At 65.0% G+C, this 12,408-nt stretch carries 9 protein-coding genes and 1 pseudogene; 5 read left to right on the forward strand and 5 right to left on the reverse strand.

The genetic code is table 11. The features are described 5' to 3' along the window. Nucleotides 1-7: 7 nt before the first annotated feature. The 3 genes and pseudogenes from AAG821_RS06065 to AAG821_RS06075 all read right to left on the reverse strand — a co-directional run. Nucleotides 8-1,549 (reverse strand): annotated as a pseudogene (locus tag AAG821_RS06065) (ATP-binding protein); the annotation flags it as partial. 358 nt (nt 1,550-1,907) lie between these two features. Continuing rightward, nucleotides 1,908-3,038 carry a type III PLP-dependent enzyme gene (locus tag AAG821_RS06070; RefSeq protein ID WP_341911889.1) on the reverse strand — a complete coding sequence of 377 codons (1,131 nt, stop codon included), beginning with the start codon at nt 3,036-3,038 and terminating at the stop codon, nt 1,908-1,910. 507 nt (nt 3,039-3,545) lie between these two features. Beyond that, nucleotides 3,546-4,187 (reverse strand): FecR domain-containing protein, encoded by a 642-nt coding sequence (locus tag AAG821_RS06075; RefSeq protein WP_341911867.1) that lies wholly within the window; start codon nt 4,185-4,187, stop codon nt 3,546-3,548. A gap of 368 nt (nt 4,188-4,555) precedes the next feature. Between AAG821_RS06075 and AAG821_RS06080 the strand changes: the two genes are divergently transcribed. From AAG821_RS06080 to AAG821_RS06100, 5 genes are all read left to right on the forward strand, one after another. Beyond that, on the forward strand, nt 4,556-6,655 hold the full coding sequence (locus AAG821_RS06080) for a TonB-dependent hemoglobin/transferrin/lactoferrin family receptor (protein WP_341911869.1): 2,100 nt from the start codon (nt 4,556-4,558) through the stop codon (nt 6,653-6,655). A gap of 65 nt (nt 6,656-6,720) precedes the next feature. Continuing rightward, on the forward strand, nt 6,721-7,773 hold the full coding sequence (locus tag AAG821_RS06085) for a ChuX/HutX family heme-like substrate-binding protein (protein WP_341911871.1): 1,053 nt from the start codon (nt 6,721-6,723) through the stop codon (nt 7,771-7,773). After that, the gene (locus tag AAG821_RS06090; RefSeq protein WP_341911873.1) at nt 7,770-8,675 is read left to right on the forward strand and encodes an ABC transporter substrate-binding protein; all 906 of its coding nucleotides are present in this window, start codon (nt 7,770-7,772) and stop codon (nt 8,673-8,675) included. Before AAG821_RS06085 ends, AAG821_RS06090 begins: the two co-directional genes overlap by 4 nt. Further along, nucleotides 8,672-9,721, forward strand: coding sequence for an iron ABC transporter permease (locus AAG821_RS06095; RefSeq protein WP_341911875.1), 1,050 nt, complete (start codon nt 8,672-8,674; stop codon nt 9,719-9,721). Before AAG821_RS06090 ends, AAG821_RS06095 begins: the two co-directional genes overlap by 4 nt. Beyond that, nucleotides 9,718-10,512: a heme ABC transporter ATP-binding protein gene (locus AAG821_RS06100; RefSeq protein ID WP_341911877.1), complete on the forward strand. Its 795-nt coding sequence runs from the start codon at nt 9,718-9,720 to the stop codon at nt 10,510-10,512. The genes AAG821_RS06095 and AAG821_RS06100 overlap by 4 nt, the downstream gene beginning before the upstream one ends. Nucleotide 10,513: 1 nt before the next feature. Here the strand turns inward: AAG821_RS06100 and upp are convergent, their stop codons facing one another. Together upp and AAG821_RS06110 are read right to left on the reverse strand one after the other, a co-directional pair. Next, nucleotides 10,514-11,152 (reverse strand): uracil phosphoribosyltransferase, encoded by a 639-nt coding sequence (gene upp / locus AAG821_RS06105; protein WP_341896705.1) that lies wholly within the window; start codon nt 11,150-11,152, stop codon nt 10,514-10,516. Between the two features lie 22 nt (nt 11,153-11,174). After that, nucleotides 11,175-12,407, reverse strand: a complete 1,233-nt coding sequence (locus AAG821_RS06110) for a URC4/urg3 family protein (protein ID WP_341911879.1) — start codon at nt 12,405-12,407, stop codon at nt 11,175-11,177. Between the last annotated feature and the right edge of the window lies 1 nt (nt 12,408).

Here is a 12,408-nt window from a genome sequence, read left to right on the forward strand (position 1 = left end):
GCGGCAGCGTCACGCTGACCGTGGTGCCCTCACCCAGCTTGCTTTCAATGAACAGCTCGCCGCCATGCAGCTCGACCAGGCTGCGCGACAGCGACAGGCCGAGCCCGGTGCCTTCATGGCTGCGCGACAGCGCGTTGGCCACCTGGCTGAACGGCTGCTGCACGCGCTCGATATCCTCATCAGCGATACCGATACCGGTATCGGCCACCGATATCTCCAGCTGGCCATCGGCCTGCAGGGCACAGCGGATCTCGACACTGCCGCCCTGCGGCGTGAATTTCACCGCATTGCTGACCAGATTGATCCACACCTGACGCAGGCGCCGCATGTCGCCCCACAGGGCCGGTGACGGCTCGGGCAGTCGCTTTTGCAATGTGATGCGGTTTTGGGTGGCACGTTCGCGCACCAGCAGGATCGCGGCTTCCAGGCTTTCGTTCAGATCGATCCACTCGTCATCCAGCGTCATCTTGCCGGACTCGACCTTGGCCATGTCGAGGATGTCGTTGATCAGGGCCAGCAGATGCTCGCCGCTCTGCACGATATCGCGGCAGTATTCGCGATACTTGGCATTGCCCAGCGGCCCCATCATCTCGTCCAGCAGCACCTGGCTGAAACCAAGGATGGCATTCAGTGGCGTGCGCAGCTCATGGCTCATATTCGCCAGGAAATCGGACTTCGCGCGGTTCGCCGCTTCCGCCTGTTCCTTGGCCAGCATCAGTTGCTGCTCGTTGCGGCGCTGCAGGCTGACATCGCGGAACATGCCCTCGATCATCACCAGGCCGCCGGATTCATCCGTCACCCGGCGCAGCGTCTTGGACACCCAGACCGAACTGCCGTCACGGCGCCGCATCTCCGAGCGGAAGTCGCGCGCCAGGCCATGGCGCTCCAAGTGCTTGATCAGTTCCTTGCGGCGCTCGGGGTTCACATACAGCTGGTCGCCGGCCCGGGTCACGGTGGCCAGCATCTCTTCCGGCGAAGAGAAGCCAAAGATGGCGGCACCGGCGCGGTTGATCGCCAGCACGCGGCCTTCCGGCGTCACCTGCACGATGCCTTCATGCACGTTGTCGAAAATCTGCCGGTATTTGGCCTCGGCCTGGCGCAGGCGGATCTGCGCCCGCTTGCGCACGGTGATATCGGTGAAGACCGAGACATAACCGATGCTGCCATTGGTCGAGGGCAGCCGGCGCCAGTCGAAATTCAGCCAGGTGCCATCGGTGAGGCGCACCTCCTGCTTGCGGTCGGCCTTGGTCGAGGCATCGATATAGGCATTGACCCAGGCCGAGGCCTCTTCGGCCCGGATGGTCAGCACGCCGCGCGAAATCAGCAGGCCGAGGAATTCCTTCGCCGGCAGGCCCGGCTGCATCAGATGCTCGGGCAGGCCGAACAGTTCCGCCAGGCGACGGTTGACCTGGACCAGGTTGGGGCCGGCATCCCAGACGGCGAAACCCTCGCCCATGGTGTCGAGCGCCGCATGCAGCAGGTGATTCTCGGTGGCGACGGCTTCGGGAGTTTCGTCCACGGCATCGCGATGGCGTGCCAGCGACGCCATGAATTTGTCTTCGCCGAATGGCGGGTGTGTCACCAATCTCCCCCTGCCCGAACTGTCGCGCGGATCGGCAAGCCTGTTTTCCAACGGCACTGCAACCGCTGCATCCCACCAAGCTCCCGACCTGTTAAGCCGATTCTTATCGTTATACGCGTTTTTCGAGCGCAAAATTTGTCACACAGGCAGCCCGCCATCGCAACAGAAAAGCAGCAATTTCACTGATTGCTTCGGTATTTAGGCAAACGCCAGTTGGGCATTTTCGGCGCGCTATACACACGCAGGTAGCAAAGCCCACGAAAAAAGGCCGGCCGCTTGCGCGGCCGGCCCTTTCAAACCCACTCGGAACCGTCGAAACGCTTGCTTAGATGCAGTAGCTCTTCAGCGGCGGGAAGCCGTTGAAGCCGACCGACGAATAGGTCGTCGTATAGGCCCCGGTGGACAGGATCTGGATCTTGTCGCCGACTTCCAGCGCCAGCGGCATCTGGTATTCGGCCTTCTCGTACAGGATATCGGCGCTGTCGCAGCTCGGGCCGGCGAGCGACACCGGGCCGGTCGGCCCGCCGTCGCGCGGCGTCACGATGCGATACTTGATCGCCTCATCCATGGTTTCGGCCAGACCGGAGAACTTGCCGATATCGAGATAGACCCAACGACGGTCGTCGTCATAGTCCTTCTCCGAGATCAGCACCACTTCAGCCTGGATCACGCCGGCATCACCCACCAGGCCGCGGCCCGGCTCGATGATCATTTCCGGCAGATTGTTACCGAAGTGATCGGTCATGGCATTGCTGATGGCCTGGGCATAGGCCTCCAGCATCGGGATGTCCGTGCGATACTTCGCCGGGAAGCCACCGCCGAGATTGACCATGCGCAGGTCGACATCAGCCTGCTGCAGCACGGTGAACATCTGCGCCACCTGCGCGACAGCCTTGTCCCACTGATTCAGGTCGGTCTGCTGCGAGCCGACATGGAAGGAAATGCCATAGGGGTCGAGACCCAGCTCACGCGCCTTGACCAGCAGGTCGGCCGCCATGCGCGGGGCGCAGCCGAATTTCTTCGACAGCGGCCATTCGGCACCTTCGCATTCCATCAGCACACGGCAGAACACCTGTGAGCCCGGCGCCACTTCAGCCAGCTTCTGCAGTTCGCAGAGCGAGTCGAAGGCGTACAGGCGCACGCCCTGCTCATAGGCCCAGGCGATGTCGCGCTTCTTCTTAATGGTGTTGCCGAACGAGATGCGGTCCGGCGTCACGCCCTGGTCCATGCACTGCTTGATTTCGTTCGCCGAGGCGGTGTCGAAATTCGAGCCGAGGGTGCGCAGGCGGCGCAGGATTTCCGGGGCCGGATTGGCCTTGATCGCGTAGTAGACCTTGGCGATCGGCAGCAGGCGGCGCAGTTCGCGGTAGTTGTGCTCGACGACATCGACGTCGACAACCACGAACGGCTCGGCGTCCTTCGCTTCCGCGAGGAAACGCTGGAGCTTCGGGGTCAACTGACCCTGCTCGACACGCTTTTGCGAGTTGCGTCGCAGACGGGTATTGGTGCGGCCACCATTGGCTGCAAGCATCGAAACCTCCCTCTCGGACCGGCTTTGAACCGGCACAGCTCAAGCGCTGTGCGACCAAAAAGGACGCGTTCGTCGTTGCATAACCTGCCAGGGGCCATCGGCACGTGCGGGTGCGTCGTTGAAGCGGTATTTACAACATCTCCCCCCCATTGCAATAGGAAATTGCCCCGCGGGGAAAATTTTTTGCCCGTGCCGTGCTTTGCGTGTCACAGCGGCGCAGTGGCGACAGGTCAGCCCGCTACAAAAAAAGCCGCATGGATTGCGGCTTTTTTGCATCTCGGTCTGCTGCAAAAGGCGGCCTGCGCGCAGTTGGCGGCAGCAGATAAAATTTCGGTAAGCGGTCGTGTCGCGGACCTTGGGAGATGCCGTGACGCGGCGGCAGCGGCCTCGCCGGCCCGAGACTCTGGCACGAGTCTCTCGGCCGGCAGGCGCTCAGCGCGAGGCGATCTGGCTGGTCAGGCCGATGAAATCCTGCAGGCGCTGCGGTGCCAGCGTCGTCGGCTGGCTGGGTACGGCATAGCCGGTCAGCCGTGTCGCATCGCCGATCTTCTCCAGCTTGACGGTGTGGCCACCCAGGCTGGCAACTTCGGCGCGACCGGCGCTCAGCAGCGCGATTTCCGTGCAGTCGGGCAGGATATGGCCCGCTACGGTAGCCGTCCGCACCGTCACGGTGCCGCCCGGCAGCACAACATAGACCCGGCCCGGATTGGCGGAGTCGAGGTGGAAGCTGCCGCGCTCGAGCCGCAGCACCACGCGGTCGGCGGCAAATTCGTCGACGGTGATGGCGCTGTTCGGGCCGATGATCACCGAAGTGCGGTCATCCAGCGTGAACTTCATCCCCGAACCGGGACCGCTGGTCAGCCGGTGGCCGAGCACAACCGGCAGGCCGCGACGGCTTTCCTGACCGACCACGCGGGCAGCCGGGCTGACGACGGCGACGGGCGCTACCAGCAGGTCGGTGGGCGATGCAGCCCGGGCCGAGCCGGCCCAGGCAGAAGCCGCGATGCCGGCGACGGCGGCAACAGCGACGGTAAGAGAGACGCGCAAAGCGCGATTCAGAAGATTGGCAGCCATGACGCGGCACCTCGGGTTGTCGGATTGCGCGACTATGCCGGGGGCGCGGTCAGAATGCTGTGATGGCGGATACGAGACGACACAATGCTGCAATCGCCCTTGCAGGGCCTTCCCCGCCGACAGGCGGCACGCGGACCCAATGCTGCCGGACCTGCCCCGGGGCTCCTCGTCGCCTGCATGGGATCTCCGGCTCAAGTCCTACATTCCAATGGTCTTTTTCATTGTTAATAATGATTCGTAGTTGCAAATCAATTCTGATCGTAATATGACCCCCACAGCCAGCCCCCCAGCCGCGTCAGCGCGCCAGGCAGCCAGCCTCTGCACAACAGCATCGGCGCCGCCCGCGCGGCCAAATATGGGGAAGCACTGTGTCCAAGACATCAGACCTGAATCCGTCTCGCAATCCGCGGCTGGGCCCGCATCTGGGCCGCTTCGCCATGGCGGTATCCCTGCTCGGCGGCAGCAGCCTGCAGCCGGCCTTCGCCCAGCAGGTCGCCGATGCGATGCTCAACCCGGTCACCATCACGGCAACCAAGACCCCCCATAATGTCGACGAGGTTCCGGCGCACGTCACCGTGCTCGACAACGAATACATCGAGAACCGCAACCCGACAAAAATGGACGACCTGCTGCGCGATCTGCCCGGCGTCGAGATGTCGGGCGGCCCGCGCCGTCTCGGCCAGGATGTCAGCATCCGCGGCATGGGCGGTCAGCGCGTGGTCACCACGCTGGATGGCGCACGACAGAACTTCAATGCCGGCCATAAAGGCCGCTTCTTCCTCGACCCCGACCTGCTGCGTCAGGTGGAAATCGTGCGCGGCAGCAATTCGGCATTACATGGCTCGGGTGCCATCGGCGGCGTGATCGCGATGGAGACCAAGGAGGCTGGCGATTTCCTGAAAAGCGGCCAGACCATGGGCTTCCGCACCAAGTATGGCTACAGCGACGGGTCGAACGAGAATTACTACAGCGCCGGCGTCTTCGGCCGCTACGAAGATAAGGTCGATATCCTCACCAACTACTCGTATCGCGACACCAACACCCTGAAACAGGGCGATGGCCGCGAGCTGCCGATGTCATCGGAAGATCTGCGCGACTTGATGTTCAAGGCGACCCTGCGGCCCGCGGAATTCCACAAGGTCAGCATCACCGCCCTCAACTTCAAGGAAGACGGTCTGACGCTGACCAATCCGGATGGCACGTTGAGCGCGACTGAAAATCCGGCCGTCGATCGCCTGACGCGCATGAGCACTCAATCGCTGAACTACGCTTTTGCCAACCCTGACATGCCGCTTTTCAACCCGACCTTGAAGGTTTACCGCAACAGCCTGCATATCAACGAGCGGCGCGTACCGACCTACCGTTTCGATACCACGCACCTGCTGACCAACGGCTTTGATGTCTATAATACCAGCTACTTCGATACCGGTGCGCTAAAGCACGCGATCACGTTTGGCACCGAGTATTATACCGATACGCAAAAAGCGACCCGGCAGAATTCGGCCACGACTGTGAACGGCCTGCGCGCCGGCTATCCGAATGCACAGAGCGAGGTACACGGCTACTACATCCAGGACGAGATCGAGATCCTGCACGGCTTGACTGTCACTCCCTCAGGCCGGTTTGACACCTATGAGGGCCGCTCGAATGCTTCGCGCGACACCGATGCAGATGCCTTTTCGCCCAAGATTGCCGCCAACTGGCAGGCACTGCAGTGGCTCAGCGTCTATGGTTCCTATGGTTATGGCTTCCGCGCCCCCAGCCTGCTGGAAACCTATGTCTCAGGTGCCCATCTGGGGCCGGGCAATCAGTTCGTACCGAACCCCAACCTGCGCCCGGAAACCACCGAAACCACGGAAGGCGGTTTTCGCCTGAAGTTCGATGACGCCTTCACGGCGAAGGATGCCCTGCGCTTCAACGCCACCTATTTCTATACCCGGGCGGAAGACTTCATCGAAACCGTCGTCACCGGCACGGCCGCATCAGGCAGCACGACAAACACGAACATTCCCAATGCCATCATCCAGGGCGCTGAGCTGTCGGCGGCCTATGACCTGCCATATGCCTTCTCCAGCCTCGGCTATGCCCGCATCCGCGGCGAGAATGACAATACCGGTAAGCCGCTCGACTCCATCCCGGCCGACAAGTTCACCGCCGTGCTGGGCGCCAAGCTGCCGGACTATGGCGTCCGCTTCGGCTGGCGCGGCGAATTCGTCGCCGAGCAGGATCGCGTCAGCGGCGTGCCCTTCGTATCGAACACGCCAAGTTCGGCGACCTCGAAGACCGGCGGTCACGCCGTGCACAGCATCTTCGCGACCTGGTTCCCGCTGCCGGACTACCTGCAGGGCGTCCGCGTCGATGCCGGTGTCGAAAACATTTTCGATACCACTTATCGCCGCCACCTCGCCTCGCTTTACGAGGAAGGTCGCGATTACCGCGTTTCCGTCAGCTACACCAAAGGCTTTTGATAACCGCCGGCCGGCAGCGCCCCCTGCCGGTCGGTTACCTCTCTGCCAAACTCAAGGATCACGCCATGACCAGCATGTCTATTTCCGATCTTGCCGCCCGCTGGGCCGAACTCCGCACCACCGAGCCCAACCTGCGCATCCGCGATGCCGCGCTGCGCCTCGGAACTTCCGAAGCCGAGCTTGTCGCCACCCGCCTTGGCCAGGGCGTCACCCGCCTGCATGGCCCCTGGCCCGAAATCATCGGTGCCGTGGGCGGTGTTGGCGAGGTGATGGCGCTGACCCGCAACGACTCCGTGGTGCATGAACGCCACGGCATCTACGGTAAGCTCTCGGTTGACGGCCATGTCGGGCTGATCGTGGGCGAGGATATCGACCTGCGCATCTTCTTCGGCCCCTGGGCCTATGGCTTCGCCGTCACCGAGGACACCAAGGCCGGCCCGCGCAGCAGCCTGCAGTTCTTCGATGGCGCCGGCCAGGCCGTGCACAAGATCTACGCCACCGAGAAGACCGATGCCGCCGCCTTCAAAGCCCTGGCTGAACGGTTCCGCGCGCCGGAACAGTCGGCCGGGCTGGCGATCAAGCCGGCCGCGCCCAAGGCGCCGCCGCGGCCGGATGCCGAGATCGATACCACCGCCCTGCGCACCGAATGGGCCGCATTGCAAGATACGCATGATTTCTTCCCGCTGCTGCGCAAGCACAAGGTGGCGCGCGAGCAGGCCTTCCGTCTTGCCGGCCGTGACTTCGCCGTGCCGGTGTCCAATGACAGCACGCGACGCATGATGGAGGCTGCGGCCGCCTCCGACCTGCCGATCATGGTCTTTGTCGGCAATCCCGGCATGATCCAGATTCACACCGGCACGGTGAAACGCCTGGTGCCGACTGGGCCGTGGTTCAATGTCCTGGATCCGATGTTCAATCTGCATCTGCGCGAGGATGCCATTGCCTCGAGCTGGCTGGTGCGCAAGCCCAGCGTGGATGGCACCGTCACCTCGCTGGAGCTGTTCGACAAGGCTGGTGAACTGATCGTCTCCTTCTTCGGCAAGCGCAAGCCGGGTCACCCCGAACTGCAGGACTGGCGTGCACTGGCTGAATCGCTGGTCACCAAAGCCGCGGCATGAGCGTCTCGCGCCGCTTCCTGCTGGGGGCGATGGCAGCCGCAACGCTGCCGCGCTTCGGCTTTGCCACCGCGCCCGCACGGCCGCAACGCCTGGTCGTCGCCGGCGGTGCCCTGACCGAGATCGTGGTCGCACTCGGCGCCGCCCACCAGCTGGCCGGCGTCGATACCACCAGCCTCTACCCGGAAGCCGCCGTGAAACGGCTGCCGCAGGTCGGTTACCTGCGCACGCTGGGCGCCGAAGGCATCCTGTCGCTCTCGCCCAGCCTGGTGATCCTGTCCGATCATGCAGGACCGCCCACCACGATCGCGCAGTTGCGATCGGCTGGCGTGCCGCTGCTGGTGGTGGCGGAAAGCTATATCGAGCCGGCCGTCCCCAGAAAGATCATCGCTATCGCCGAAGCCGTCGGCCGAGCTGTCGAAGGCAAGGCCATCGCCGCTGCGGTAGAGGCCGACCAGCAGGCGGTGCAGCGCATGGTGGCGCCGCTGCGACGGCCACGCGTGCTGTTCGTGATGAGCACGAGCAATGGCAATATCCTCGCCGCCGGACAGGAGACCGCTGCCGACGCCATGCTGCGGCTGGCTGGCGCCGAGAATGTCATCCGCGACTACAAGAACTTCAAGCCGCTGAATGCCGAGGCAGCCCTGGCCGCCGATCCGGATGCGATCCTGCTGCCCGGCCATTCCTTCGAGGCCCTGGGCGGCAAGGCTGGCGTTGCCAAACTGCCGGCACTGGCAGCCACCGCCGCCGGCCGGGCCGGCCGCATCCACGCCATGGACACGCTTTATATGCTGGGGCTCGGCCCGCGCATTGCCCATGCCACCCGCGATCTGGCCGCACTGCTGCATCCGGATGCTGTCCTGCCGGTACTGCCGGCGCGCCCCTGGGCCAAACCCGCGACATGAGCGTGCTGGAAGCCTCAGCCAGCACGCCGCTGCGCCTGCGCTTTCCGCTGCTGCTGGGCGCGGCGCTGGCTTTGCTGGCAGTCGCGATGATCGCCGGCATGAGCATCGGTGCCGTGAAGCTGTCACCCGGCGAAGTGCTGGCGACCCTGTTCGGACAGGCCGCCGAAAGCCGGCATGAAACCATCGTGCTGTATCTGCGGCTGCCCCGCGTGCTGCTGGCCGGACTGGTGGGCGCCGCGCTCGGGGTTTCCGGCGGCATCATGCAGGGCCTGTTCCGCAACCCGCTGGCCGATCCCAGCCTGATCGGCGTCTCGGCCGGCGCCACGGTGGCGGCTGCCAGCGTGATCGTGCTGACCGGCTGGATCTTTCCGCCGGCCTGGCAGCCGGTGCTGCTGCCGCTCGGCGCTTTCGGTGGTGGCCTGCTGGTGATTGCGATGATCTACCGCGTCGCGCTGGTCAACGGCACCACGGTCGTACCGATGCTGCTGCTGGCCGGCATCGCCTTCAATGCCATCGCGCTGGCGCTCACCGGCTTCCTGATCTTCCTTGCCAACGACGCCCAGCTGCGCGACATCTCGTTCTGGACCTTCGGCAGTGTCGGCGGGGCACGCTGGCAGACCGTGATGATGCTGGCACCCTTCGTGATCCTGCCCTTCATCGCCCTGCCCTGGTTTGCCCGTGCGCTGGATGCCCTTAACCTGGGCGAGCGCGAGGCCGGACATCTGGGCTTCCGGGTCGAGCGCGTGAAACGACTGGCCTGTCTGTGCACCGCGCTCGCCGTCGGCGGCGCCGTCGCCGTCAGCGGCACGGTCGGTTTCGTCGGCCTGCTGGTGCCGCATGTGGTGCGCCTGCTGGCCGGTCCGCAGCATGGTCGCCTGCTGCCGCTGGCCGCCATCCTCGGTGCTGCCCTGCTGATCGGCGCCGATCTGGTGGCGCGTACCATCGTGGCGCCGGCGGAACTGCCGCTCGGCCTGCTCACCTGCCTGATCGGCGCGCCGGTTTTTCTCAGCCTGCTGTGGCGGGCTCGGGGGGAGTTCGCCGCATGAGCCTGCAGGCCGAAGCCCTTAGTGTCGAACGGCGCGGGCGCCGCCTGCTGGACGGTGTCTCTGTCGCGCTGCGTCCGGGCGAACTGCTCGCCATCGTCGGCCCCAACGGCGCCGGCAAGACCACGCTGCTCTCGGCCATGGCCGGCGATCTGGCGCCCAGCACTGGCAGCGTGCGGCTGGATGGCCGGCCGCTGGTGCACTGGACACCGTTGGCGCTGGCGCGCCGCCGCGCCGTGATGCCGCAGGCGTCAAGGCTCGGTTTCTCGCTCTCGGTGCGCGCCGTCGTGGCACTGGGCCGGTTGCCCTATCGTGACCGCGTCGATCCGGCAACCGACGCGCAGGCCGTCGACCGTGCCCTGGAAGCCGCCGATATGCTGCACCTGGCGCAACGTGCCTATGGCACGCTGTCAGGTGGCGAGCAGCAGCGCGTGCAGCTGGCCCGCGTGATCGCCCAGCTGGATATGGAAACGTCCAATGCAGCGCCCGTGCTGCTGCTGGACGAACCGACCGCCAGCCTCGACCTGGCCCATGCCTATGGCGTGCTGCAGCTGGCGCGCGACCTGGCCAAGCGCGGCGTCGCCGTGGCGGCAGTGCTGCACGATCTCAGCCTGGCCTATCGCTACAGCGACCGCGTGCTGGTGCTGAACAATGGCCGCGCCGAGGCGCTCGATACGCCGCGCGAGGTTCTCGAGGCCGCCCTGCTCCGCCGTGTTTTCGGCGTCGAGGCGCAGGTCCATGACGATTGTCTGGTGATCCGCGGCCCCGTGCTGCCGGCGCGCCGCGTCGCCTGAGCTACTTGGTGCCGTAGATCCGGTCGCCGGCATCGCCCAGGCCGGGGCGGATATAGCCGTGGCTGTCGAGCTGGCGATCCACCGAGCAGGTATACACCATCACATCCGGGTGGTTGTCCTGCATCACCTGCAGGCCTTCGGGCACGGTGAGCAGGCAGACGAACTTGATCTGGCTGGCGCCGGCTTCCTTCAGGCGGGTGACGGCGGCGGCAGCCGAATGGCCGGTCGCCAGCATCGGATCGACCACGATCACCAGGCGCTCGCGCACATCCTCGGGCAGCTTGAGATAATACTCCACCGGCACCAGCGTCTCGGGATCGCGATAGAGGCCGACATGGCCGACACGCGCCGAGGGCACCAGGTCGAGCATGCCATCCAGGATGCCGTTGCCGGCGCGCAGGATGGAGACGAAGCACAGCTTCTTGCCGGCCAGCAGCGGCGCCTGCATTTCCTCCAGCGGCGTTTCGATGCTCACCTTCTCCAGCGGCAGGTCGCGGGTCACCTCGTAGCAGAGCAGCAGGCTGAGTTCGCGCACTAGGCGGCGGAACTCCGCCGTCGAGACCTCCTTGCGGCGCAGCAGGGTCAGCTTGTGCTGCACCAGCGGATGGTTGACCACGGTGGCATTGGGAAACGCGTTCATCGATGACTCCCCCGAGATAAAATCAGAAAACCGTGCCGTCGCTCGCCACCGTCAGCGGCGGCCCGCCATCGGCGCGCTTTTCTTTGGCGATCTTGCGGCCGGCGGCCCAGGTGCCGCCTTCCAGGATGCGGGCCAGCGGCATCTCGGCCGCCGTCTTGCCCAGCCGGACCCGCACCGGATCGGCAATATGGTCGAGCAGCGCCAGCGTCAGCGCCCGCCATTCCACCACGGCTTCGTCTTCCACCGGGATGAGGAACTTGGCCAGCGCATCGTGCCGGATGCTGAGCACGCCCAGATCGATGAACAGGCCGCCATTGCGATATTCCGGCAGGCCGGTCAGGTCGTCCAGCCCGGTCACCGCGATGCCGGCATCCTCGAAGATTTCGACAAGGGAATAGGTCAGCCACTGCGACAGCTTGTGGAACGGGATCAGGCCCGAGGTGAGATCACCGCTCATCAGGCCGCGATGCCGCCAGACATCGCCGAGATTCTGCCCATCCAGGGTGATGCGCGACGGCCAGATCGGACCTAGGCCCTCCAGCACGGCTGCGAGTATCGCGGTGGCCGCCACCTTGCCGTCCTGCACCGCATGGGCCTTCAGGTAATCATACAGGCCGCCGATGCGCGCATCGGGCCCGAACAGGTCCGGCCGCGCCTTGAGCGCCTGGCCGAGATTGCGCATCAGCGCAGCGCGGCCCTCGACGCCGATCAGCGGATTGAAATCCGAGACCTGGAAGGCATGCGCGATGGCATTAGGGGCCAGCGACACCAGGCCATGGGCATCGGCGCGCAACGGATGCGCCTTGTCGCCAGCGAACAATCCGGCCTTGAAGGCATGCAGGCTGGCCACTGCCAGGCCCTCGGAGCGCGCCACCGGGCGGCCTTCCTCATTGTACTTCCACTGTGGGCCGGCACCGGCATCGAGCAGCACGCTGACCACGCAGAGATCGAAGCGGATGCGGGCGATCTCGTCGGCATTCACGCTGAGTGTCTTGGCTAACTGGCCCCAGCGGTCGATGCCGTTCGCGGCAAAATGCCGCCAGCGTGCATGATAGGGGATCTGCAGCGTCGGATAATTCTCGCGGATCACCTGCGCCACGTAATCGGCGGCGGCCGGCAGCTTATCCAGATGCAGGGTGAAATTCGGCATCGCATCGCGCTCGGCCAGGCCGAACATGGCATGGCAGCGCTCGCGTACCGCCCCGGTGGTGCGCAGCCAGGCAACCGCCTGCGCCGGATCGTTCAGATTACCCAAG

The sequence above is a fragment of the Ferrovibrio terrae genome, assembly GCF_943372915.1.
In the GTDB taxonomy this organism is placed as follows: Bacteria; Pseudomonadota; Alphaproteobacteria; order Ferrovibrionales; family Ferrovibrionaceae; genus Ferrovibrio; species Ferrovibrio terrae_A.